This is a genomic window from Spirochaetia bacterium, assembly GCA_022482625.1.
Classification (GTDB): Bacteria; Spirochaetota; Spirochaetia; order Sphaerochaetales; family Sphaerochaetaceae; genus Pleomorphochaeta.
In genome coordinates this window covers 1,048,710-1,073,060 of the sequence record JAKVOU010000001.1, presented here as the reverse complement: position 1 = coordinate 1,073,060, position 24,351 = coordinate 1,048,710, and the positions used below count along the sequence as shown (strand labels likewise).

27 protein-coding genes and 3 tRNA genes are annotated in these 24,351 nt (G+C 45.4%); 20 read left to right on the top strand and 10 right to left on the bottom strand.

Features of this window, described 5'->3' with window-relative positions; translation table 11 throughout:
• Position 1: 1 nt before the first annotated feature.
• From LKE40_04830 to LKE40_04800, 7 genes are all read left to right on the top strand, one after another.
• Positions 2-928 carry a DUF1861 family protein gene (locus tag LKE40_04830; protein MCH3916780.1) on the top strand — a complete coding sequence of 309 codons (927 nt, stop codon included), beginning with the start codon at positions 2-4 and terminating at the stop codon, positions 926-928.
• A gap of 192 nt (positions 929-1,120) precedes the next feature.
• On the top strand, positions 1,121-2,599 hold the full coding sequence (locus tag LKE40_04825; GenBank protein ID MCH3916779.1) for a beta-N-acetylhexosaminidase: 1,479 nt from the start codon (positions 1,121-1,123) through the stop codon (positions 2,597-2,599).
• A gap of 126 nt (positions 2,600-2,725) precedes the next feature.
• Complete coding sequence (locus LKE40_04820) at positions 2,726-3,229, top strand: HTH domain-containing protein (GenBank protein MCH3916778.1); 504 nt, start codon at positions 2,726-2,728, stop codon at positions 3,227-3,229.
• Between the two features lie 11 nt (positions 3,230-3,240).
• A complete protein-coding gene (locus LKE40_04815; GenBank protein ID MCH3916777.1) occupies positions 3,241-3,447 on the top strand; it encodes a hypothetical protein in 207 nt (68 codons plus the stop codon).
• Complete coding sequence (locus LKE40_04810; GenBank protein MCH3916776.1) at positions 3,413-3,772, top strand: hypothetical protein; 360 nt, start codon at positions 3,413-3,415, stop codon at positions 3,770-3,772. Before LKE40_04815 ends, LKE40_04810 begins: the two co-directional genes overlap by 35 nt.
• Positions 3,773-3,793: 21 nt before the next feature.
• The gene (locus LKE40_04805) at positions 3,794-4,039 is read left to right on the top strand and encodes a hypothetical protein (GenBank protein ID MCH3916775.1); all 246 of its coding nucleotides are present in this window, start codon (positions 3,794-3,796) and stop codon (positions 4,037-4,039) included.
• 160 nt (positions 4,040-4,199) lie between these two features.
• Positions 4,200-4,772, top strand: coding sequence for a hypothetical protein (locus LKE40_04800; protein ID MCH3916774.1), 573 nt, complete (start codon positions 4,200-4,202; stop codon positions 4,770-4,772).
• Between the two features lie 149 nt (positions 4,773-4,921).
• Here the strand turns inward: LKE40_04800 and LKE40_04795 are convergent, their stop codons facing one another.
• The 3 genes from LKE40_04795 to LKE40_04785 all read right to left on the bottom strand — a co-directional run bounded on the left by LKE40_04795 (position 4,922) and on the right by LKE40_04785 (position 7,795).
• Positions 4,922-5,641 carry an alkaline phosphatase family protein gene (locus LKE40_04795; protein ID MCH3916773.1) on the bottom strand — a complete coding sequence of 240 codons (720 nt, stop codon included), beginning with the start codon at positions 5,639-5,641 and terminating at the stop codon, positions 4,922-4,924.
• A gap of 19 nt (positions 5,642-5,660) precedes the next feature.
• Entirely contained in the window at positions 5,661-6,809 is a 1,149-nt protein-coding gene (locus LKE40_04790; GenBank protein ID MCH3916772.1) for a hypothetical protein, read from the bottom strand.
• Between the two features lie 218 nt (positions 6,810-7,027).
• Positions 7,028-7,795, bottom strand: coding sequence for an SDR family oxidoreductase (locus LKE40_04785; protein ID MCH3916771.1), 768 nt, complete (start codon positions 7,793-7,795; stop codon positions 7,028-7,030).
• Between the two features lie 1,204 nt (positions 7,796-8,999).
• On the opposite strand from LKE40_04785, the gene LKE40_04780 reads away from it, so the two are divergent.
• The gene (locus LKE40_04780) at positions 9,000-9,893 is read left to right on the top strand and encodes a glycine/betaine ABC transporter substrate-binding protein (protein MCH3916770.1); all 894 of its coding nucleotides are present in this window, start codon (positions 9,000-9,002) and stop codon (positions 9,891-9,893) included.
• A 22-nt stretch (positions 9,894-9,915) separates the two neighbouring features.
• Here the strand turns inward: LKE40_04780 and LKE40_04775 are convergent, their stop codons facing one another.
• The 4 genes from LKE40_04775 to LKE40_04760 are packed head-to-tail and all read right to left on the bottom strand — an operon-like array spanning position 9,916 to position 11,945.
• Positions 9,916-10,131, bottom strand: coding sequence for a hypothetical protein (locus LKE40_04775; GenBank protein ID MCH3916769.1), 216 nt, complete (start codon positions 10,129-10,131; stop codon positions 9,916-9,918).
• A complete protein-coding gene (locus LKE40_04770) occupies positions 10,118-10,519 on the bottom strand; it encodes a transposase (protein MCH3916768.1) in 402 nt (133 codons plus the stop codon). The genes LKE40_04775 and LKE40_04770 overlap by 14 nt, the downstream gene beginning before the upstream one ends.
• Positions 10,520-10,524: 5 nt before the next feature.
• Complete coding sequence (locus tag LKE40_04765; GenBank protein MCH3916767.1) at positions 10,525-11,706, bottom strand: IS3 family transposase; 1,182 nt, start codon at positions 11,704-11,706, stop codon at positions 10,525-10,527.
• Between the two features lie 17 nt (positions 11,707-11,723).
• Positions 11,724-11,945, bottom strand: a complete 222-nt coding sequence (locus LKE40_04760) for a transposase (GenBank protein MCH3916766.1) — start codon at positions 11,943-11,945, stop codon at positions 11,724-11,726.
• Here LKE40_04760 and LKE40_04755 point away from each other — a divergent pair.
• The 5 genes from LKE40_04755 to LKE40_04735 all read left to right on the top strand — a co-directional run bounded on the left by LKE40_04755 (position 11,877) and on the right by LKE40_04735 (position 14,648).
• On the top strand, positions 11,877-12,248 hold the full coding sequence (locus tag LKE40_04755; protein MCH3916765.1) for a hypothetical protein: 372 nt from the start codon (positions 11,877-11,879) through the stop codon (positions 12,246-12,248). The genes LKE40_04760 and LKE40_04755 overlap by 69 nt on opposite strands.
• Positions 12,245-12,685: a caspase family protein gene (locus tag LKE40_04750; GenBank protein MCH3916764.1), complete on the top strand. Its 441-nt coding sequence runs from the start codon at positions 12,245-12,247 to the stop codon at positions 12,683-12,685. The genes LKE40_04755 and LKE40_04750 overlap by 4 nt, the downstream gene beginning before the upstream one ends.
• Positions 12,686-12,833: 148 nt before the next feature.
• Positions 12,834-13,082 (top strand): hypothetical protein, encoded by a 249-nt coding sequence (locus LKE40_04745; protein ID MCH3916763.1) that lies wholly within the window; start codon positions 12,834-12,836, stop codon positions 13,080-13,082.
• 363 nt (positions 13,083-13,445) lie between these two features.
• A complete protein-coding gene (locus LKE40_04740) occupies positions 13,446-13,874 on the top strand; it encodes a PBECR4 domain-containing protein (protein ID MCH3916762.1) in 429 nt (142 codons plus the stop codon).
• A 255-nt stretch (positions 13,875-14,129) separates the two neighbouring features.
• A complete protein-coding gene (locus LKE40_04735; GenBank protein MCH3916761.1) occupies positions 14,130-14,648 on the top strand; it encodes a hypothetical protein in 519 nt (172 codons plus the stop codon).
• Positions 14,649-15,034: 386 nt separating this feature from the next.
• On the opposite strand, the gene LKE40_04730 is transcribed toward LKE40_04735, so the two are convergent.
• Positions 15,035-15,120 (bottom strand) — tRNA-Leu (locus LKE40_04730).
• 171 nt (positions 15,121-15,291) lie between these two features.
• Between LKE40_04730 and LKE40_04725 the strand changes: the two genes are divergently transcribed.
• Positions 15,292-15,363 (top strand) — tRNA-Gly (locus tag LKE40_04725).
• A 272-nt stretch (positions 15,364-15,635) separates the two neighbouring features.
• On the opposite strand, the gene LKE40_04720 is transcribed toward LKE40_04725, so the two are convergent.
• Positions 15,636-15,929: an XRE family transcriptional regulator gene (locus tag LKE40_04720; GenBank protein ID MCH3916760.1), complete on the bottom strand. Its 294-nt coding sequence runs from the start codon at positions 15,927-15,929 to the stop codon at positions 15,636-15,638.
• 822 nt (positions 15,930-16,751) lie between these two features.
• Between LKE40_04720 and LKE40_04715 the strand changes: the two genes are divergently transcribed.
• From LKE40_04715 to LKE40_04700, 4 genes are all read left to right on the top strand, one after another.
• Positions 16,752-18,056, top strand: a complete 1,305-nt coding sequence (locus tag LKE40_04715) for a hypothetical protein (protein MCH3916759.1) — start codon at positions 16,752-16,754, stop codon at positions 18,054-18,056.
• A gap of 146 nt (positions 18,057-18,202) precedes the next feature.
• On the top strand, positions 18,203-19,414 hold the full coding sequence (gene manA / locus LKE40_04710) for a mannose-6-phosphate isomerase, class I (protein ID MCH3916758.1): 1,212 nt from the start codon (positions 18,203-18,205) through the stop codon (positions 19,412-19,414).
• 153 nt (positions 19,415-19,567) lie between these two features.
• Positions 19,568-20,854, top strand: coding sequence for an L-serine ammonia-lyase, iron-sulfur-dependent, subunit alpha (locus LKE40_04705; protein MCH3916757.1), 1,287 nt, complete (start codon positions 19,568-19,570; stop codon positions 20,852-20,854).
• A gap of 114 nt (positions 20,855-20,968) precedes the next feature.
• Positions 20,969-21,042: transfer RNA gene (locus LKE40_04700), tRNA-Asp, on the top strand.
• An 88-nt stretch (positions 21,043-21,130) separates the two neighbouring features.
• Here the strand turns inward: LKE40_04700 and trpS are convergent.
• On the bottom strand, positions 21,131-22,189 hold the full coding sequence (gene trpS, locus LKE40_04695; protein ID MCH3916756.1) for a tryptophan--tRNA ligase: 1,059 nt from the start codon (positions 22,187-22,189) through the stop codon (positions 21,131-21,133).
• A 196-nt stretch (positions 22,190-22,385) separates the two neighbouring features.
• Between trpS and mnmA the strand changes: the two genes are divergently transcribed.
• Together mnmA and LKE40_04685 are read left to right on the top strand one after the other, a co-directional pair.
• A complete protein-coding gene (gene mnmA / locus LKE40_04690; GenBank protein MCH3916755.1) occupies positions 22,386-23,447 on the top strand; it encodes a tRNA 2-thiouridine(34) synthase MnmA in 1,062 nt (353 codons plus the stop codon).
• A 71-nt stretch (positions 23,448-23,518) separates the two neighbouring features.
• Complete coding sequence (locus LKE40_04685) at positions 23,519-24,328, top strand: glucosamine-6-phosphate deaminase (GenBank protein MCH3916754.1); 810 nt, start codon at positions 23,519-23,521, stop codon at positions 24,326-24,328.
• The last annotated feature ends 23 nt before the right edge of the window (positions 24,329-24,351 follow it).

Genomic DNA, 24,351 nt, shown 5'->3' with positions numbered 1-24,351 from the left:
TATGGCTCATACGTATACTGTGGCTTCTTTGCTGAAAGCTTATCGTTCAAGTTCCAGGATGGCCTTATGTGATGACAGATACCTGGAATTTCTTTCTGTCGGTGATGCGGATGTCTACAATCCGTCTTTTCCTCTGTTGCTTGACAATCGGAAGATCCTTCCCGCACGGGTTGAACCAAGGAACAGTGAAAGATCGAAGATCGTATTGTTTGAGCAGGTCGACAATGGGGTAACATGGAAACCTGCCTTTGAATATCCTTCTTTGCCTTTGCAGGATCCGTTTTGGACCATCAATGGTTCCAAACTCCTGTTAGGAGGGGTGGATGTTGATTTTGCTGCAGACGGCAGGGCTTTGGGTTGGAAAACTGCTTGCTATGAAATTGCAGGAAAGGGTACCTATGTCCCTTTCTTCTCAGGTCCTGCGGTCATGAAGGATCTGAGGTTCTGTACTATAGGAGACGGACGGATTGCCGTATTTACCCGACCCCAGGGCGGCAGGATTGCAGGGCGGGGACAAATAGGTTTCATGTTGCTGTCTTCATGGAACGAGCTTTCGCAGGAATCCATTTTACAGGCTCCTTTGCTCGGGTTGTTTGAATCCGATGAATGGGGCGGGGTGAACCATGTCCAGGTCTTGTCCGATGGATCACTTGGAGTCCTTGGACATATTGCCTGTTATTCTTCGGGGAACAGGAGACATTATTATCCGATGACCTTTGTCCTCGATCCGATGACCGGTAAGCTTGTCCGGGAGCCACAGATTATATTGGAACGTAACCGACTGCTTCCCGGGCCTTCCAAGCGTCCTGATTTGGAAGATGTCATTTTTCCCGGAGGATGTGTACAGGAAGATGATGGTTCTACGCTTTATCTGGGAGTCAGTGATGCCAGGGTACAGGTGGTCAGGATGAAAAATCTGTTTGCCTGATCTGTGGAAATGGTTTTTCGGCTGCAGCTATGGGGGTGCCGATTGTTTTTGCTTTGCTGTTGCCCTGATCTGGGGAATCCATGATGCTAGCCAATAAAAAATCAGATTTTTATGTCAGGTATCCGTTTGAGGTAGTGACTTTTTATGTGTTATAGGCTGTGATATGCAATCATAGATAAGGAGAATTTCCCTATGATCCAGCCTGTAATCAATGCTGCTGATTTCCTGATGCCGCATCCTGAGCATATTCAAAACGGATGCGGCATGTTTGATTTGCGTAAAAACTATCATTTTACGGTTGATCCGTTTTTTACTGAGCTTGTTCCTCTCATCGGACAATTGCTTTCCGTCAATCAACATGGTGAGGACTTGTTTTTTGGCAAAGCAAAAGGACAGATGGCCGAAGAGGCCTATACCCTTGAGATAAGTGAGTCACAAATTGTCGCTTTGGCCTCTTCCGTACCTGGCCTGCACCATGCAATTGAGACCCTCAGGCAACTGAATCTGGCAACTGAGGGTAGAATTCCTTGCTGCAGCATTTCTGATAAACCTACATATCGTTGGCGGGGATTCATGCTTGACTGCAGTAGGCATTTTTTTTCTGTAAAAGAAATAAAAAAACTTATTGATGTTGCGGCAATGCATCATCTCAATGTGTTCCATTGGCATCTTACCGATGACCAGGGATGGCGTTTCCCTGTCCGAGGGTATGAACTCCTGGAAACTGTTGCATCAAAACGTTGTGATATCCGATATCCTGACTACAAGGTTTCCTATGGTGGTTTCTATACAAGGGAGGATATCCATGATGTAGTTGCCTTTGCCCATGAACGGCAGATGACCGTTGTTCCTGAAGTGGACAGCCCGGGTCATGTAAGTGCCTTGCTTGCTGCTTATCCTGAACTTGGTTGTAGTGGAGGTCCCTATCAAGTACGTGATCAATGGGGCGTGTTTCCTGAGGTGCTTTGTGTGGGAAATGAAGCATCATTTGCCTTTATGCAAGCGGTCATTTATTCCCTGTGTGAGCTGTTCCCTGATCCATACATACATATCGGCGGTGATGAATGCCCTTCAGTAGCATGGGAAAACTGTCCACGATGCCAGGCCAAGGCAAAGGAACTTGGAATTGTACCTTCTGTCCTGCAGGGCTGGTATACGATGAAGATAGTCAAAATGGTCAAAGATGCCGGTAAGGTTCCTCTCGGATGGGATGAGCTTTTGGATTTCCATGATGGTTTCCCATTGCCGGAAGGCCTTGTCATTCTTTCATGGAGAGGAACTTCAGCCATTGCAAAGGCAATTGGTTGTGGACATCAAGTGATTGCCTGTCCCAATACCGAAGGCTACTATTTGGATTACAAGCAGGCAGATGATCCTGAAGAACCTGGTAATCTTGGTGTGTCAACTATATGTCAGGAAACTGATTTCAGGCCATGGACAGAAAATATGGGCCCTGATGCGCAAAAATTGATACTTGGAGGTCAGGCGAATCTCTGGACTGAAATGGTGTGTTTCGGGCGTCATGCGGAATACCAGATGTATCCTCGCCTTGCTGTCATCGCAGAACAGCTTTGGCAACGTCAGGGTTATCATAGCATAGTAGGACGCCTGCCGTTGGAATACCGTAAGTTGGAAAGGCTTGACGTTGCCTGTTGCAGAAGCCCAATGTAGATGCCGGAATTTGTACTATTGAGGCAAAATTCCTAGTCCGATAGACAAATACATTGTATAAGGAGAGCCGAAACTTGATGATGATACAGTAGCTTGGATATACTGGAAGAAAATGAGGTAAGTCCTATGAAAAATGACAGGCTCTTCCAGATACTCTATATCCTGCTTGGGAAACATCAGGTGACGGCTCCAGAATTGGCTAGGCAACTGGAAGTCTTAGTCCGTACTGTGTATAGGGATGTCGATGCCCTGTCCATGGCTGGAATTCCGATCTGTACGGTTGCTGGAAAAGGCGGTGGCATTTCCCTTATGTCAGGCTATACGTTTGACAAAGCCCTGTTGTCTGACAAGGAACAGGACCAAGTCCTTTTTGCCCTGCAAAGCCTGCAGGCGGCAGGGCAGGGAATGGATACCCAGGACTTGATGGATCAGTTCCATCATCCGCTTATCAGCGCAACCATTTCAGATTTCTGCACCAAGGAATCAAGGGCTGTATCATTCATTGTAAGCTACGAAAACTTCAGTTCAGGTGACGGAGGCATTTTCCACGGAGGATCCCGTGCAATGGCCTTTCGGATGAAAAGACGCTATGAAGAGCTTGGCGGTAACTTTCACGTTTCTTCACCGTAGGGCTGATTATCATGGAAAATGGTAAAGTGATCCGGTTGTCTTTATCCGATGGCAGACAGATTCCTGTCGATTCCTGTATTGTCTGCTGTGATATTCCTTATGCTTTTACACATCTCCTTGACAATTCCTACCTTGATCCAACTATCAGGGAATATCTGGAATATCCTGTGACTTATCCTGTCTATGGCATGTTTCAGGCTGCTTGGGGCGGTGGATAGCCCTGTCAACTTGCTGCCTTATGAGATAACCTATGATGTTTCTGATTTGACGAAAGACAAAAGGATGAACAACAGAATCAACCTGAAGATCTATGCCTATGAACCCGATTTTGCTCCCGAGGACAAGCAAGTCATCCAAGTATTATGGGGGATGCAGGCAGAAGGTTGGGACTATTGGAAAAATTTGGACAGCAAATCTTATAAAACAGAAAAAAGCAAGCTTGCTGAACAGGTTAAACAGAAGATTGAAGCTGCCTACAAAGGTAAACTGATCCTGTTCGATACTTGGACACCAGGTACGTATCATCGGTATTGCAATGCATAACGTAGATATAACCAGACTTGTGTGATCGGCAAGGGAGGTACAAGGAAATCACCCAGTGCCTATGTGAAGGGAGTGGATAATCTGGTGGTCGCGGGGCAATGGCTTGCTCCTCCCGGTGGAATTCCAGGGGCCTGTACCACAGGCAAATGGGCGGCTTACCGTCTTGATCATCTGCTGCACAAGACGCGTGACCGGTTCAGACAGATTGCAGAAAAAATCTTTCTACTGGTTGCAATACTCGTAGCATCGAAGATTATCTTGCCGTGATTTTTTTCTAAAAATTTCTATTTTTCCCATATTTTCCCCACATCCGACAGATATGATTCAATTGTAAAAAGGAAACGGAAACGTTTCTTGACGAAAATACTGTACAGGAATAACAAGGTCTTCCTGCCCGTATGATAGATTGAATTGAAGGAGAATAGACATGAAAAAAGGATTTCTTGCATTGTTGATGGTCGTTATGGTTTCTGCTGGCATGGTTTTTGCCCAAGCAAATATGGAGATGCCGGCCGATGGAACTGCTGCTGTTGTTGCTACCAATGATTCTGCTACCGCATGGGGTGCCGCAGCTGCACAGGCTGCCCAGAATCCATCGGTTGAAGATATGCTTCGTTATGCAATCGAGGATGAATATCTTGCACATGCTGAATATGAGGCAATCCTTGCCCAGTTCGGCACGCAACGTCCGTTTTCCAACATCGTCCAGTCAGAAGTACAACACATTTCGATGCTTACGGATGTCTATGATGCACATGGCATTGCAGTCCCGGAAGATAAGGGAGCGGAACATGTAGTCATGCCGGCAGATATCAAAGAAGCACTTGAAACAGGTGTACAGGCAGAAATAGACAATATAGCCATGTATGAAAAGTTCTTGGACAGCGAACTCCTGTCAGGATCTGAATATGCTGATGTAAAAGATCTTTTCATTCAGCTTCGGGATGCTTCAAAGAATCATCTGAGCGCTTTCCAGAATGCTCTGAAACGCTATCAGTAAGTAGCGAAAAACATATGAAACAGGAAAAGGATGGCTTGACCATCCTTTTCCCCTATTCTGATGCCTTTTGCTGTAGAAAGGTATAGAAGTGAACGGTATTCATGTCACAAGGTCTGTTTATTCCATGGCTACCGAGGAATTTATGTATTTCATGGCATCCATGGTCCGGAGCGAATGCAAGGGTCGTATCGTGAGATGTCCAATGCTTGTTCGATGCTTTCATATATGCTATGGAATGTTTCGATATCTTCTGCAAGTGCTTTGAGTGCCCTGTTTCCAGTAGGTGAACAACGATGCATATAGTGGTCATAGTCCCCATTGTACAACGTAATGAAATCATATTGATCATTTTCAATAAGTTCCATGGCTTTTTCATTGCAGGCTTCTTTTGTCTTGTAGATATAGTAATCGACAGGGCGTTTGAGAAAAATCATGGATATGCTGTCATTTGCCGTTGAGATAATTGCTACTTTTTTCCCGAGCCTTGGCAGTATGTCAAATATGGTCTGTACTGAGAGCACGGGTTTTTCATATTTTGTGATTCCGTGTTTGTCAGGAGAAAGTCCGCTGTACATTGAAGCAAAGCAAACCGGGGTAACCGGAGGATAGATGGATAGCATTGGTAGGGAAAGGGGATTGAGATCATGTATCGGTGCAAACATATCCCGATATTTTTCGTAGATCCATTGGGCGATTGCATCAGGATTATAGAAGAAGATTCGATCACAGGGATGATTATCGAATGCTATTTTTGCTGCAGACATGACTGGCGTGAGTGGTTGTGCCATATCTTTGCTTGGAATGTTGCCAAAAAGTGAAATGATGGTTGCAGCCGTCTGTGAAATACAATCAGTATTGAAACTTTTCATGAAATTTCTCCTTAAGCTATCATTGGATTTTTATGACTGAACCGATACTTGCCAACAGGGAACCCGCAACAACCATGATTTGAAAAGGGAGTGTACCGAATTTTCCACATATAGGACTTCCTTTTGCATGTTTTCGTGATCGACTGTAAGCAATGATGATAGCAATGCCGGTGAGTACTTGAATGATGCCGGCAAGTCGGATGAATCCAACGAAACTCTGGATGCCGAGAAGAGCAAGAACAAAGCTTGGCAATGAAGCGGTGAGCCAACTTGTTTTCAGTCCCAACGATGTCTGTTCATGTACGATATCCCTTAGATTTAGTGTATTGGCCCAGAGTGAAGTGGAAAGTGCGAGCAATGAAAAGACATAACCTATGACGGCAACCCAACCGCCGAGATGTGCAGAAAGGTCAACCAAGGCACCTCGTTGTGTAATTGAAGAGCCTGCTCCCAGTAATGTCATGAATGTAACGAGAACCAGAAGGGAAGTATTGATGGCGGTTCCTGCAAGGATGGAAAGACGGATTTTCCTTGGGTCTCCGTCCAGACCTTTTACTACTTGAGGGACTGACATGACTGCTGAAAGGGAGAAAGCGATCATACCATAGAGAGCCAGTATGTCTGCCTGTGCTATGGAATGAGTGGGAAGCGGGTTCATTGGTGAAAGCAATGTTGCAACAAAGAGTATGCCGATGACTGCAGTCATTGCTGCTACTGAAATCTTTTCACAGATACCGACAGCTTTCATTCCGAAGAAAACGACACTTCCGGCAAGAACATAGTATAGCAGCATGGCTGCCCGTTCAGGTATGTCCAGCCAAGAGGTAAAGACTGCTGCAGATCCTGCAATGAATCCACTGACATTCATAAGAACAGACAGACCCAGCAGTGCAAAGGCAATCCATGTGAAAAGCATTTTCAGTTTTCCTGTGAACAGTTCGGATTCAAAGCATTTGATAAATTGCTGGCCACCATTGCTCAGTGAGAGTTCTGCAATCATGAAATGCATCAGTAAGTTGATGGCATAGACTACTATGATGACCCATATGATATCTGTCCATGCGGTACGTGAAGCCAGATAGGGTACAGCTAGGATACCGCTTCCTACGCCATGTCCGATGATAATGCTGGTTGCTTCAAAAAAAGTCAATCGTGATTCACTCTGCATAGGTTGCCTCTGGTATTTTTCTTTCTGTTTGGAAGTAACGATATATGAGAACCATTGTATAGGCAGGCCAGCATTGAAACAAGATGCTTGCTGATTTTATGCATGTGGAAATGTCTTTCCAATAAATTCAAGTAGGTAAGTACAGAATGATAAAAAGGTGTATCCTGAGCCGAGAATATCGGCAGGGATACACCTTCTTGTGTTTTCCTATCAGAATGTCAGATTGCTGTCCATCCTCCATCTACCGAGAGCAACTGTCCCGTGGTATAGGATGAAGCATCAGAGGCAAAATAAACGATTGCACCATCAAGTTCACCAGGCTTTCCTGCACGCCCCATAGGGCAGGACATTTCGATGACTTGCTTGAATTCCGGTTCATCAATGATTCCGCCTGTCATTTCACTTGGGAAGTAAGCCGGACCGATGGCATTGACGGTAATGCCTTGCTGAGCCCATTCGGTTGCCAAGGCTTTTGTCATCATTTCAACTCCGCCTTTTGTCGTGCAATATGCAGACAGTGGCAAACCGCGCATTGCTACATTACTATGGATGGAACCGACATTGATAATCTTGCCATAATGCTGCTTGAGCATGACTTTACCGACTTCCCTGGCAAAGAAATAAACTCCGTTGAGGTTAGTGTTTATCATCGTGGTCCATAGTTCATCTGTTTGTTGTTCTGCTGGTCCGAAGAGGGCAATACCTGCATTGTTTACCAGGATGTCAATTCTACCGAATTGTTTCGCAACTTCCTGTACGGTCTTTGCAATTTCATCGGTTTTCGTTACATCGCATTTAAGAGCCAGGCATTTGACTCCGAGTGCTTCAATCTTTTTCTTTGTCTCTTCAAGTTTATTGACTCTACGTGCTACGATAGCAACATCGGCTCCTTGTTTGGCCAATGCCAAAGCAAATTGTACGCCGAGGCCGGAAGAAGCTCCGGTTACCAACGCTTTTTTCCCTGTTAGTGTAAATAAATCCATTATGTTCTCCTTTCGGAATAGTTGTTATACATCCCTTACATATATAGATAATAATAAATCGATAAAAATATGTCAATATAACATTGGGAAATTGACATGATTGTATTAGATAAGGAATGTTTGAAGCTGAAAGGAGAAGTAATTCATTTGAAAGGAACAGAATTTCATATCGTTCATACAAAAAGTAACAGGGTCACTGTTAGTATGATTGGGAATACGATTGGCGCTTTCTTCACAGCGGAACAACTGAGGATAGGGTAGGAAAACTTTTTTCCCGTTGGTATAGCCAGCTTCGGATATAAGAGAGAATCTGTTTTTATGAATGCTGACTTCTTGTGAAATCTGTACATAGGTTTTAGCTGGGAATCCTGCGGTTTTAAGTTGTATAAAATCTCTATGGTGCAACAAACTCATGTATGTTGACCAAACTGACAACTTTATTTTATAATAAGGTTGTCAGTAGAAAACGGTCATAATCACTGTTCCAAGTATCTGTATGTGTAAAACAAAATGGGAAACATCGATTGTAATGTATGCATATGTATATGGTCTGCACTGATGACAGTGAAGATTCCAATATATATATATTGATACTGGAGAATTGTCATGTTTGTGGGAAAAGTGGCTGTGACAAAGCCGTGACTACACGAATGCCTGGCTGGTTTGTTGAACCAATGTATGGGGGAAAACCTGGCAATAGGAAAAGTATCCGCAATAGGGACAGAATCCAACTTGGCCAAGGTACTGGTACTATCTAGAAATATTGGGCTATTTCCCAGTGGACTGTTGCAGGGGATGTTACTACCAATCATCAAGGATATTTTTCCTGATGTTACAGTGTTGATCCTGCAAATATTGATGCAACGAGAAGAATGGGATTCCCCAAGGATAAATTCTACCTAGAAATGTACGAATTTTGTTATCCGTTACGATTGTGTCATGTATTGACATGGTTATGGGGATTGGTGCGATGAGGATAGTAATTCTTATCGTTGTAATAGGTCTGCATGCCCTGAAGGTTTTTTACCGAAGTAATACTTCCCTATTCTTTGTGGGAGGTATTTGCAGGCTCTCACCCCGGACTGTTGGAAAAAATTTGACTTCGAAAATGCTTTGTGCCCGAAATGTTTTCTACGCCTAGAGGACAGTTGTGTATGTTTCATGCACAAATATAAAACGGAGGCAAAATGCCTGAAGGAATTGAATTATGAAGAAAAAACTGAAACTTTTGTTGGAGACCAGTATGATTTTTCTGGTTTTTGCTGGAATGCCGGTCTTTGCGAATGGACAAACTGAAGATACTGTCACAATCGTGCATGAAAGCTTTACCGAGCAACGACTCCTTGGAGAAATGCTCGGGCAATACCTGGAAAGCAAAGGCTATAAAACAAAGGTAAAGGAACTTGGTGGGTCATTGCTCTGTTTCAATGCAATCCAAAACGGAGAGGCCGATGTTTTTGCTGAATATACAGGTACCATGTACAGTGTCATGCTTCACCAGACAAAACATCTCGGTGAACAGGAAACCTTTGACTATGTAAAGAAGGCATTTGAGGAGCAATATGGGATTACATGTCTTAATCCTATGGGATTCAACAACACCTATGCTCTTTCGGTAACACAGGAAACGGCGAAAAAATATCATTTGAAGAAGATTTCTGATCTTGCTCCATATGCAAAGGATTTTCTTATAGGTGGAGATTCTGAGTTTCCTGTCAGGGAAAACGATGGTCTGCCTGCAGTCGAGAAAGCATACGGATTCAAGTTCAAAGACTACAAGACAATGGATCAGGGGCTTACGTATATTGCTCTTGTAAACGGAAAGATTGATGTTGATGCTGCCTATGCTACCGACGGACGTATAAGAAAGTATAATTTGGTCAATCTTGTTGATGATCGTGAGATATTTCCACCATATTACTGTGCGCCTATCATGAAAACAGAATTTGCCAAGAAACATCCTGATGTAACTGATGCCTTGAATGCCCTTAATGGTGAATTCAGCGATGCAGATATGCAGAAATATAATCTGATGGTTGATGAAGGACAGGATGTTGATGCTGTAGCAAAGCAGATGCTGCAGGAGAAAGGGTTAATCTAGTGTACCGTTTCAATGATATTTATCATTTAGTAGATGCATAGCCTGAGTCTGTCCTTCTTATGGGATACAGGGACTTGAGCTTCACCCGTGCATCCTTTGTCGTGAACTGCCACTTGATCGTTGCTTTCAGTTGCTTCCTCTCCCTTTCCCAGCAGGCAAGTTCTGCGGCTATCTGCGTAAGGCTTTCCAGACGACGGGAACACTGGCTGATCATCACATTCAGTTTAATCTCGGCCATGTTGAGCCCCAGCTGCCATGCCTGGCCTGGGGGTGTAGTGCAGTTCCAGTTTCCTGAGGATCCTCCTTGCCTCCTTGGGAGGGAATGCCTTGTACAGGGAGGCGGGGGCATGGGTGTTGAGGTTGTCCATGACAAGGATGACGGTTTCTGCTTCCGGGGAGATTACATCGACAAGGAACCTGATCTGATGCGCCCAGTCGACGGCTGTCCGCCGGGCCTTCACATCGCAGTGATGGTTCCCGCCCAGAGGTTCGACGAATGCAAAGATGCTGCACGTGCCCTTCCTGATATATTCCGAATCCGTCTTCCGGTCGCTCCCGGGCTTCATGGGCAGCACCGGCCTTTTCGGGTCATATGGCCGTTCATGGACGTCAAGGACGTCTTCCATACAGGCTACGGACTGTACGTCCGCCTTCTTCGGGATGCACCAGTATGCATTGCGGTGAGGTCGAATCCAGTTTTTTTTAGCGTCCTTGCGATGGTGCTCCTGCTTACGGGCACATCCAGCTCAGCCCTTGCCTTGGCTTCCAGCAGTCGGAGCGTCCACCTTGCATGCCCTTCGGGGACCGGACCGCACGCGACCCTGATGATCTCCGCTTCTGTCCTGCCGTCCATCTTCCGCCTTGCATTGTCGGAATTCTCGTGGCGCTTGTAGCTCATGACCCCGGCAAAGCCTTCTTCGGCATAGTGTGTGTCCTGACCCCGGAAGGCTGGATGAAGTTCCTCTTTACTCCAGTACCTCCGACGATACGGGACAGGACTCAGGTCTCCTAGGCCGGCCTTGATCCGTACGTTGTTATAATACCCGATGTATTCTTCCAGTGCAACCTTCAGTTCTTCCCTTGTCCTGTATGGTTTCCTTCCATAGAACATTTCGTTCTTGACGATGCTGAAGAAGTTCTCTGCCATGGCGTTGTCCAGGCAGTTGCCCTTCCGTGACATGCTCTGTACCAGCCCGTGTTCTGACAGCATGGTAGTGAAGGCATCCATCTGGTATTGCCAGCCTTGGTCCGTATGGAAGATCGGGTGCTTGCCGTTGCCCAGCCTGTCGAATGACCGTTCAAGCATCCTGGTCACCTGTTCGAAGTCAGGCCTGAAGGAGATGTCCCAGCTGACCATCTCCTGGTTGAAGAGGTCTATGATCGGGGACAGGTAGACCTTTCCTTCACGGCTCTTGAACTCGCTTATGTCGGAGACCCACTTCTCGTCCGGCCCCGTAGCCCTGAACTCACGGTGCAGCAGGTTGTCTGCAACCGTGCCCACTGCACCCCGGTAAGACCTGTACTTCCTGGCCTTGTGGCTTTTCCCATGGAGGTGCAGTACCTGCATGAGCCGCTGCACGGCCTTCCTGTTTACCTTCCATCCGTTGTTGCACAGCTGGAGATGGATCCTCCTGTAGCCGTACAGGCCGTTGTTCTCATGGTAGATTGCCTTTATCTCATCCTTGAGTACCCTGTCCCTGTCAGGCCTGTCCTGGCAGGCAAGGTCATAGTAGTAGGTGCTCGGACTCAGGCCCGTAAGACGGAGGAGGTCTGCGAGCCTGTACAGAGGCCTCAGTTCCGTGACGATCTGCACCAGCCTGGGGCGCAGGGTCACTTTTTCTCGGGGACTGAGGCGCTGAGTTTTTTTAGCACGGCAAGCTCCGTCCTCAGCAGTTCGTTCTCCCTCTCCAGTTTCCTTATCTTCCTCAGCCGCTTCGTCTCGGCTGAATCCATGGGCACTGAGGCCAGCCTGGTACCTTCTTCATGCAGTTCCTGCCGCCATGTATACAGCGTGGGCTTGCTGATGCCAAGCTGGCGGGCCGTACCGTTGATGGAGTGCTTGCCGTCCCATACCTGGCGTACGGCATCGGTCTTCGAATCGAACGGGAGATATTGCCCTGCATATCGGCATTTCTGGATACCGCAGCCATAACGGCAACATATACGGATCTTTCCATTTCATTTGCCATGCTGATGATTACGGCAGCGGCAGCATTTCGTTTCGGTAACGATTCTACGGGAGTGTTGCAGTATCGTATCGTCCCTCATCTCACCTGTATGATCAGGCCGGAAGCCACGGGCCTTGCCGTCGGACTCGGCTTTACCATGCGGGCTCTGGGGAGGACCAGAAAATGAAGCATCGGTGGCCGTTCCTTCTGGGCATGCTTTTCTGTCTCTTCAGTTGCTCCGTGGAGCCGATATCCAAACCGAAGATGTATTTCCTGGCCGCCGGCTGTGACTATGCCAATTCCCCGGTACAGACACTTCGGGGAACCATTCCGGACGTGAAGGAAATGGCAGCATGCATGCAGAACCTTGCATGGAGCTCGGGAACAGACATGTCCGAAACGGTCATGATGCAGGAAGGTCCGGACAGGGAACAAACGAATCTGTATCCGGATGCCGTCACTCTTCGAACCCGATTGCAGGAATTCGCAGCGCAAACATCTTCAAGCGCCATATTCGTGCTGTACTTCAGCGGCCATGGGACAAGCAACAACGGAGACGTTTCTCTGGCACTCGCCGCCACCGATGAGGTAGCGTACACAACGTTTCCCGTTTCCGCTGTATGAATATGACTCCGGAGTTTCCGATAACGCCTGGCAACGATTTTTCGCTCCAGGCGCTGCGGAAAACTATCAGGATATTCATGTACTGACGGCATCCAGAGCCAACGAATACTCCTATGACAATCATACAAACGGGGAATACCACGGAGTCATGACCCGCGTTCTGCTGGAAGGCATGGGATGGGTACATGACAGCTCCAGGACGACAACCGTCTCATTGGAAGGAATTTCGTTTGATGCAAAGGGCTATCGGAAAGGCGGAATTTCGCCGGCGGGCCGGCAAAGAGCCGTACTGACCCTCGATAATCTTGCCGTATGGGTGCAGAATCATTCAGCAAAGGCAAAACAACACACCATGGTTTCGTCAGGATATTCGGACAGCAGCATGTCTTCATGGTAAGTATTGGACACAATTTCTGCTAAACGCTCTGAAAACAGAGCTGTAAAACAAACACAATGTAGGATACTGTATGCTATCAAATGCTACAGAATGCTATTTCAATTGACTGTTTTATGCATCCTGCTTATACTCTATGTGTAGGGCAAGAGTCCTACTCATTGCTGGCATGATCAGTAGTGATTGCGATGATGCAGGGATTGGGCCAAGATACAGTGCCTGCTGAGCTGTGAAGGGTTTGTACGTACCGCACCTTGGTTGTAAGCAGTATTGCCATGAGGTGGTGCTGACTGAAAGAAACGTACTTCTTTAAAAAACCTGAAGCTCCGTCTTCAGGTTTTTTTTGAATTGTTGGGGGTCTCTGAATTGGATGCGTTGAATTGCTGTTATCGGGCGTATTCAAAGATGGCCTCCTCATGTACCTACTATTTTATCGTTGCAAAGAAAGGGAAAAAATACTCCATCAACATCCAATTTGAAATGGAACAGTTTATTCATCTCACAGGAATCCCAGATCATCTTTCCGATCTTCCGTTTGCACGAAACAATCCCGGGGATTTGAGAAAAGCAATAGAAGAAGGCAAACTTACGATGAAAGATCTGGCGAAAAGCCAAAACTTCGATAGATTACTTAGGTCGTCACGACCCTCGATCGAGACTAACAGCAGATTGGCTTATTCGAGGGGAAGCAGACGGAGAATTATGCTATCTGTTTCTCATGCCAAAATCCAGGAAGGAGATCTCCAAGGATCGTTCGTCAGGTCATTATATATGCCGTTCAATTTTTCCATATAGAGGGATTGTTCATGGCCAGCATGGCAGGCCAATGACAATCCTACTTAAACAAAGAAATAATACAATCGACGGAAACAAAGAAATTCTCTATTGCCATCCGAATTTCTCACCTAAGCTGTAAGTTATTGCCTTTGCCGAAAAATATGTCATCAGACAAGTAACCAGCATCCCATAAGCTAGTGTGATGCCTCAATGATATTTATGCTTTATTGACACTTGCCAGACACCTCAAATAAGATATGGACAGAGGTGGATATGGCAAGGAAACGGACACGGAAATACCAAGTCAGGCTGACCGATGATCAGGTCACCACGATCGGAAAGATGCTCAAGGGCAGGAAAGTGTCCAACACCATCATTGCCAGGGGGAGGCAGCTCCTCCTGCTTGATGAGAATCACGGGGAACGATATTCACATGAGCAGGTCGCAGACAGTGCAGGTGTCTGCCTTGCGACAGTGACCAATGTGTCAAGGCTCTATGCCGAAGAAGGCTTTGCCGGGGTTTTCTCGACAAGCGGCCTGACGGATTTGCAGGGATTCCGTCTGATGATTTCCAGACGTTCTGCCTCTTCCAACATGACAGAAAGGATCGAAAGGATATTATTCGCCGATTTTGGGGCAAGACCCTGCCGTTCCAGGAGAGCACGCAGCCATCGTTCGACATCGATTACCTTAATCCGGCATAGCTGCATCTGCCCGAAAGCGGGAATGATGTACCGGTCGAGCAGTTTCCTGTTCGTATCGCAATATTGCTGGTTGAGGACACAGCCTTGAAACTGTTTCCCTTGGATATACTGGTATTGTCTCCAAATCCACCAATTCAGGGAATAGTCAAGAATGGTTACGGTTCCCTGGATATTATTGTTCAACAAGCCTTTACCGTACCAGGCAGTAGCTCTATTCATTACAGTGGATTTTGAAATGCAACCATTGGATACTGTTTTGCGAATTTCCAAAGTATCCTAATAGCGAATGTACCCATATTTTGAATTGTGTTTGACAAGCGTGAAAGGAAGGCGATTACGTTCCATTTTCTCCCCGTAAAAAATCATTTAGGTATCAATAGAGGTCATACTCCACCTTTTTGTCCTTGATTTTCGGAGAAAAAAAGGAGCTACCTACTTCAGCAAAGATATATGCCAGAAATAGTTAGCTCTATCTGCCCAGAACAAGATTTGAACTTGCACATCCTTTAACAGACACTAGGACCTGAACCTAGCGCGTCTACCAATTCCGCCATCTGGGCATGCGTGCTAATATATCGTGATGAATTCCGTCTGTCAAGATAGAGGAATTCTGGAGATTTTTGATTTTACAAAACTGCTATGTAAGTTGAGATTTTCCTTTTTTGTCTTGATTTCTTTTCTTGTTTCGTTTATCTTCCTATCTGTATGCGCTGGTGAGGAGCATATTGTCTGCGACAGTCGTATAGTGGTTATTACCCCAGCTTCCCAAGCTGGAGATGCGGGTTCGATTCCCGTCTGTCGCTGGTTGTTGCTGCCTGTTGTAGGATTATCTGCAACAGGCAGTATCTATATATATGCAGTTGCATGTACGGAATACTTGATCTGGTGTTGCCTTCCTTGAAAGAGGCTACAAAAGGATTCTGATTCAATAGCAACAAAAAGAGTTGATTACATTCTTACTTTGTTTTCTGTAATGAAAGCAAGGCTATCTGATGCTGTTATATTTTCTTTTGAGGGAATCCCTGTCTGGATTTTTCTTTTTACCTCTGTCGTGTACTTAGGAAATAAAGTAGAGTTATGCTTTCTCTTCGATTTTTGATACTGTACCACGGATAGGCAAACCTAACAGACGGCGGATCATATTGAGTTCGTCTTCTGAAGCTCTGGACAGCCTTGTGATGATATCCTGGATTGCAGCAGGAATGACAAATTTATTTTTTCCTGTCAGGAGGTACTCGACACTTACTCCAAGGACTGTGGCAATAGCATATGCATCTTCCAGTTTTGGAAGGCGGTCCAAGGAACGTTGGTCCTTCATGTTCTTGTATGAAATACCTGCAGCTTCCGAAAGGGATTTCAAAGAAATCACTTTTTCCGTGTCTACTCTTTTCCAGAATCGATATGCATTAGTCTCCATGATCTTACGATAACATTAGGTACGGGAAAAAGAACTAAAAAAATGATTATATGTTAATAAATACGTTTTTAGAGACTTTGCGTATTGTTATAGTCCGTAAAAACAGATTAAATCTTAACGTAGACTTATGTCTTTGGCTGTAAAAGCGGACCAAAGTATAAATGTTTTTTTGAGTTCTAAGAGTGAATGCTCAAAACTGGGATAAAGACAAAGAAATACTGTTGTCCCAGCTGATGCAAAAGCTGGCAGATCCGATATCCTTTTTTGTTTTGAACGGGGAGAAAAGGAGTAGTTTCAGGGGAAAAATTCGCTTGTGCCCTGAATGTAAACTTGTATTGATGTGTGTATGAACCATCCGATTTTGATATTGAAAGATTGAAAAATTGATGTTTCATTAATCCACATTCTGTATGTTTTATGGTAATTAATTAATATATGTTAACTAGGTAATGAAATAGGTAAATAATGTATTGATTCCATCTAATTTGGTTGTAATTATAGATCAGTAAATAATATTTTCTTTCAATATTTATCTTTTCAAATTTTTTATTATAGTGTATAATACATTTATCTAATAGTAAACTTTTAATTAATTTTAACAGGATATATATAGACTTTACAAATAGAATATTTTGTCTAGCATATGCTTTATATAATATCGTAAAAAACTGTAGACTATATGAGAGGAATGGAAATTTTTACATTTTATGGTGAACATGTCGTAGTTAACAGGCTTGCCAGTGTTGACCTGCTTGCCTAAATGGAGGTTGCCGAATGAAAACGAAGAAAATGTTTTTAGCAGCAATAGCTTGTGCTTTGGTGAGTGCTATGCCTACCTTTGCAACGAGTGACCTGTCACAATCTTCACTGAATTCTACGGAGTATACTTGGGTAACAGATCCGTATGAACGAATCAGCACCCATTCCCTTGCAATGGGTGGTGCAACGTTGGCAGACAGTGAGTTCTTTGACAGTTGGCTGGATAACCCTGCAATGATTTCAAAGACAGGATTCCGTCTGGTATTTCCATCTGTAACGGTTGCTGTCAATAATCCGAGCAAGTTGCTTGTAGATGGCAATCAGAATAACGAACCGGATATTGTCGAAGCTGCTGAAGGTTCTTCTCCTCTCCCCGATATTTCTACTATCTTGCTTTCTGCGATTGATGGAAGGAATGCTGATATTGTTACGACCCAGGCAATGGTAGGTCTGAAATTCCGTCATCTGGCAACTGCTTTGGAAGTTCAACAGAATATAGCCTACTATTCTACAGGGAACGGAGAGACTGGATATGACGGTACGAACCCTGATGTTCTCAGTGAAACAAATGCCGTTGCAACTGCAGGTCTCGGATTTTCCATGCTCAATGGGTTCATTGATGTAGGTGCTTCCGGCAGTTTCGTCTATCGGGTGTATAGCTCCGGTGTCACTTACGATAATTTGTATAACATGATTGATGATGATACCTATTCGAACACATTGCTCTATCAGACACCGTTTGCCAGTGGCTATGCAATTCCTGTCAGTGTCGGTGCCAATGTCAACCTGCCGATGGGCCTGACTGTCAGTGCCGTCATGAAGAACATCAACGGTACCTATACCTTTACTGCCTATGATTCATTGAAGACTTTGCTTGATGAGGACCCTATCCTCAGTAAGTATACCGAAGATTTGATCCCTGATGATGCCGGATATACGGGGAAGGATCCTTCTGCAAGCTATACGGTTACTTCTGATTCTTCCCTTTCGCTTGGTGCTGCCTGGAAGTTGGATTCCTTGCCGTTCAGGCCGGTCATCACTGCTGATTTGGATGATTGTCTTGATTACTTTGAGGCAGAGACCGAGGAAGAAAAGCAGGATGCATTGATGAGCAGCCTGCATCTGGGTGCCAAGGCAAACTTGCTTGGATTCATTGATCTCAGGGCTGGGTGGAGTGAAAATACTAGAAGTTTCGGGGTTGGATTGGATCTTCTTCTGTTCCATATTGATGCAGCCTACTATACGGTCGAGTATGGCGATAGGGTAGGTGATCATCCCGTTGAGGGTGTTTCCGTCAGATTTTCTTTGCTGAACAGATAGTATTATAAATTCTTCATATTCTTTTTATTGAGCTGAAGGGCTAGTGCATTTTGGTGCAGTAGCTCTTCTTTTCTTTTTTGTCCGGCATTACCCCTTGAGCTATTTCCCATGGTCTGCAACAATGCAGTAAGCAAGGGGAATGGATTATGATAGAAAAAATCATACGGCTACAACCTCGGATTATGGAATATGACTGGGGAGATACAGATTTTATACCTGATTTGTTGGGAAAGATTCCTGATGGTAAGCCGAAGGCGGAACTGTGGATGGGTGCCCATGAAGCAGCACCTGCATTGGTAATCGACCAGGGAGGTGACCTGAAATCCTATATTTCTGACCATTACCAATGCCTTGGTGAGAAAAGCATCAGCAGGTTTGGTAAGGAACTTCCTTTGCTTTTCAAGGTGCTTGCCATAGCAAAGCCACTGTCCATCCAATGCCATCCCTCAACAGAACTTGCAAGGGAAGGATGGGCAAAGGAAACTGCATATCGTAAGACTGTCCCTAGAAGTCAATGGAACTATAAGGATCCTAATCGGAAAGCTGAAATAATCTATGCATTGACTCCGATTACTGCTATGTGCGGATTCAGACCGGTGCAGGAAAGTCTGCCTTTGCTCCAGAATCTTATCCCACAAGGCTATGAAACCTTTTTCTTACCGCTCATGGCTCATTACGAGGGAGATGCCTTGCTTGCCAAGGTATTTGAGCAGTTGTATACGATGGAAAAAGTACAGCTGAGAAATTTGATCGGGGAAATGATCTCAAGGCTTTCCAGCAATCCCTCGCTGTTGCCTGCTGCATCCAAAGATGCAGTATTCCTTGAGAGCCGTGATATCATCATTTCCTGTCATAAAGAGTATCCTGAGGACCCAGGGCTCTTTTGCCCTGTGTTGCTCAATATTGTACATCTTTGTCCTGGAGAAGCCCTATATCTTGCACCGCGGACATTGCATGCATATGTGTATGGTAATGGAATGGAACTCATGAGTGCTTCAGACAATGTGCTCAGGGGAGGGTTGACGCATAAGAAGATGGATGTGCCTGAATTGCTGAAAGTCCTTTCTGTGAAGAGTGAGATACCATCCAAAGCTGGAGAACATTACGATTCCTTTGGTCGTACTGTAGTGGAGAGTCCTGCAGAAGAATTTTCACTTGTCGTCATGCCTGCGGGGAAGTATGAAGTTTTTTGTCCTGCCTTTGAAATCCTGTTCGTTGAACAAGGTTCAGGAAGCCTGCGAGCCAATGAATCTGTGCATGAACTGCATCAGGGGGACTGTTTGCTGATTGCTTCCGGAACACAATATGCCATTGAGCTGACGGGCAGGGTCTTTTGTGCAACAATTAAGTCATATTGATAAATGTGTAGTATGTATATATTTGTGAAAATATAAGTAATTGATATGTATTATTATCTTTACGTGATTTTTTACTATAATAAATTATGATATGTAAAATTATGGCAATGAGAATATTGGCATCTGCCAATGTGTTGTGGTAGTATTGGTACCATGGAAAAAGAAAAATTCGTAGAACTGTTGAATCAGGAATTGGTCATTGCCATGGGATGTACCGAACCAGCTGCCTGTGCCTTGGCTGGAGCCAAGGCAAAAAGTCTTTTTGATGGTACCGCTTCTATGATTGATGTGCTGACCAGCCGTGATATGGTCAAGAATGCCATGGGTGTCGGTATTCCCAACTGCAAGATGAAAGGAGTCCAGGCTGCCGTTGCCTTGGGAGTTGCCCTGGGAGATGATTCCAAAGGTTTGGAAATCCTGTCTGATGTCAACGAAATGCAGCGGGCACTTGCAGCTTCTTATACGGTCAATCTGCACATTTCAGAGGAATTGCCATCTCTTTTCGTCAAGGTCAGCCTCAAGGATTGCCGACATGATGCGGTTGCCGTGATAAGTGGGTCACATTCACATTTTTCTTATTTGGAACAGGATGGAAAAGTATTGTTGGATGAGCCTCTTGGCAATACCTGCAGTCCTACCGGTGACACTGCATTCATGGCGAGTGTCGTGTTGGCAGATATCATTGGTTTTGCATGTACCATGCCGGAGCGCACTTCTTCGTTATTGCTTCAGGCTGCAAAGACTAATCTCAGCCTTGCCCGTCATGCATTGAAAGGCGAGTATGGCCTGTCGGTGGGGAAAGTGACGTATGCAGGCCAGAAGGAACCACCCCGTTCGCTTGATGATGCATTTTGTTTGGCAGCTAGCTTGGCTGCAGCTGCGAGTGATGCCAGGATGGCTGGTTGTCCTCTTCCTGTGGTAATCAACAGCGGAAGCGGAAACCAGGGTATAACCATTACGGTACCTATCGCTGTAGTAGCCCGATATCTTGGAAAGGATGATGATGAGTTGGCAAAAGCCTTATGTATCAGTGAGCTGGTCGGCCTGTCCCTGACAGCAAGGAAAGATCGTCTGTCAGCGCTCTGCGGTGCCTTTACTGCCTCGATAGGGACTGCCTGTGGTCTGGTATACCTTTTGGGAGGGGACCGTGCCTGCATGGACCGTGCTGTCAATGTCATGGTAGGAGATTTGACTGGAATTATCTGTGACGGAGCGAAGATGACCTGTGCCCTTAAGATATACTCTTGTGTACAAAGTGCAATACTTGCCTGTAAACTCGCTTTCAGTGGACATGCTCCCGATGAGGAAAGCGGAATTGTCGGTATGGACAGTATACAGAGCTTTGATTACCTCTCACGAATCAGCCATGAGGGAATGGAACAGACGGACAGGACTATCCTTTCGATTATGCTGGAAAAGCAGAAAGATGGTAGGAAATAAGAGGGTTTTTATCTGAAATGTTCAGCTATAATCCATCATTTTTTGCATTTGAAGACAAATGGAATTGATATCCATTGACAAGAAGAGAAAAATTATGTAAGTTCCTTCTGTCATGAGGGCGTAGCGAAGCTGGTTATCGCGTCGGCCTGTCACGCCGAAGATCGCGGGTTCGATACCCGTCGCTCTCGTTTAAAAAAGGTTCCTTCGAAAACGAAGGGACCTTTTTTTACTCTCTGTAATCTGTATATGACAATAATGGCTATCTACGGCATATGGTTAGATGACCATATTCATTGCTTTCCGAACTTCTGAAAGCGTGCTGATAGCCATTTCCCTGGCTTTCTGGGCACCGTCAAGCAGGACATTGCGGATATACTGCGGATCTTTTTCCAACTGGGCTCTTCTTGCTCTCAAAGGTCGCAGTTCTTCGTTGAGTGCTTCGGTAAGCTGCTTCTTGAGCAGGCCAGCTCCACCTTCACCGATGTGTTCTGCAATTGCTGAAGGATTTTCTCCTGTACATAGGGAAATCAGCTGGAGCAAGTTTGCTATTTCCGGTCTGTTTTCAGGATCATAGGTGATCAACCGCTGCGAATCTGTCTTGGCTTTTTTAATCAGCTTTGCTGTTTCATCTTCGCTGGCACTGAGGAAGATAGCATTGCCACGGCTCTTGCTCATCTTTTGGCTTCCGTCCAAACCTAAGATGTTCGGTGTTTTGCTCAGCAGCGCTTCCGGTTCGGGGAAGATTTGTTTACCATTGCCGAATTTGTTATTGAATCTGCTTGCAATCAATCTGGTCATTTCTATGTGCGGCAGCTGATCTTTACCGACAGGGACAATATCTCCTTTGCAGAAGAGGATATCACAAGCCTGATGTACCGGATAGGTATACATACCTGCATTGACTTTCTTGAGGCCTGCAACCTGAATTTCTTCTTTTACGGTAGGGTTGCGGCTCAGTTCTGCATTGGTGACCAAGGTCAGGAAAGGGATCATCAGTTGGTTTGCTTCCGGTACATAGCTGTGGGGGAAGATGATTACATTCTTTCCCGGTTCAATTCCTGCAGCAAGATAATCGATGGTCAGTTGTTTGGTATTCTGGGCTATTTCCTGATAGGCGTCGTGATCTGTCAATACCTGATAGTCTGCAATGAGGATACAAGTGGGAACCCCTAGCCTTGACAGCCTGACCCGGTTCTGCAATGAGCCGAAATAGTGTCCGATGTGCAGCCTTCCTGTGGGACGGTCACCGGTAAGCACCCTGTGCTTTTCCGGGTTGTGCTGAATGTCTTCTTCAATCTTTTTGCTTCTTTCCACTGCTGCAAGATAGGTATCCATGGTCTGACTTCCTTTTCTTTCCAAGTTTCCCGACAACTTTATCAAAAAGGAGGTAACTTCTCAAGTGCTGATTGCCTGTTGTCCGTTTGGCCTGTAATTGCTATAGTGCACCTATACTGATTATGGACGGATAGGATTCCTATCTGTTTCCTTTAATAAGAGTTGAGTTTTTACAAGGAGCATTACATTGAAGGTAGTGGTCGGAATGAGCGGCGGGATTGACTCGACCGTAGTTGCCTATCTGCTGAAGCAAAAAGGATATGATGTCATCGGGGTAACGATGTTGCTATGGTCACAGCGGTCCAATCTTACAGGTAAGGCTTCCAAAGGGAACTTTTGTTTTTCTGCTGATAAGTCGCAGGATATTGATAGGATACAACAGCTGTGCAGTATGATCGGAATTGAACACCATGTACTGAATCTTTCAAGGAATTTTGAAGATGTCGTACTTAGGAATTTCAAGGACGAATATCTGGATGGCAGGACTCCGAATCCTTGTGTCTGGTGTAATCCTACCATCAAATTCGGTGCTATGTGGGATGAACTTGAGTCACAGGGAATTACATTTGACGCCTTTGCAACCGGGCATTATGCCCGTATCGAATATGAGAATGGACGCTATTGCCTGAAAAGGGGAATAGATGATCTGAAGGATCAGAGCTATTTTCTCTATCGGCTTGGACAGCGTCAACTTTCCAAGATTTTATTTCCCCTGGGAGGTATGCATAAGGATGACGTAAGGAAAATCGATGTTGCCCAAGGTTTTCATCCTGAAGCACAGCAAGAAAGCCAGGATTTCTATGATGGTGATTATGCTGATCTGCTGGGAGTCGGTGACCAGCAGGGTGACATTGTTGACGAAGATGGGCATAAGCTTGGAACCCATCATGGTATCTTTCACTATACGCTGGGACAACGGAGAGGACTAGGAATCTCTTCCAAGGAGCCTCTGTATGTCATTGCACTTGACCCTGCACATAATCAGGTAATCGTAGGCAATGAGGCATCAACTTACAGCACTGCAGTCATGGCGGACCATGTAGTCTGGGGAAGTCAGCTGGATTTTTCTACGGAAGGTCTGCAGGCAAAGATCAGGTCGACAGGAAAACCTGTCAATGTTTCGGCTGAGAAGATTTCAGATGATCAGATACGTGCTACGTTTACTGCTCCTGTCAAGGCCGCGACTCCTGGGCAGTCTTTGGTTATTTACCAGGGTGATACGGTTGTAGCCGGCGGGATAATCAGCTCGGTCGGCTAGGAACACTTGCTATTGTACAAGTTGTATTGTACTGTTGTCCTTGTTTCAAGTGATACGGAGGTATATATCAAGTGAGAGTATTGATAGAAGAAGATTATCATCTGATGTCCATGTGGGCAGCGAAATACATTGCCAGTCAGATCAGGCATGCAATGGAAGACGGTAAAAAACCATATGTATTGGGATTGCCGACAGGTTCCACACCTCTGGGAACATACCAGGAACTGATCAAGTTGCATAAGGCTGGGAGTGTATCATTCAGTGATGTAGTTACGTTCAATATGGATGAATATGTAGGGTTGCCTGCTGCACATCCGGAAAGCTATCACTCTTTTATGAAGAATAACTTTTTTTCACAGATAGATATCCGGGAAGAAAACATCCATATTCTCAATGGCATGGCTGAGGACTTGGAACAGGAATGCCGGAACTATGAAGATGAAATTGCATCTTATGGTGGTATCGACTTGTTCCTTGGTGGTATCGGAGCCGATGGGCATATTGCCTTCAATGAACCTTTTTCAAGCTTATCTTCCCATACACGGGTAAAGGACCTTACCTATGACACGAAAGTAATGAACAGCCGTTTCTTCGGCAATGATGTAAGCAAGGTGCCTTCACAGGCCCTGACTGTCGGCGTACAGACAGTCTGCAATGCCAGGACGGTAGTCCTGTTGGTCAACGGGCATGCCAAGGCGAAAGCTTTGCAGGGATGTGTTGAAGGTCCTGTGACGCAGTACTGTACGGCAAGTGCCCTGCAGATGCATCCCCATGCTTTGGTAGTCTGTGACGAGAGTGCCTGTGATGAACTGAAGGTCGGTACCTACCGATATTTCAAGGATATCGAGGCTGCCAATCTGGATGCTGAGTCGATCAGGTAGTTTATGCTGTCAGGGAGGATATG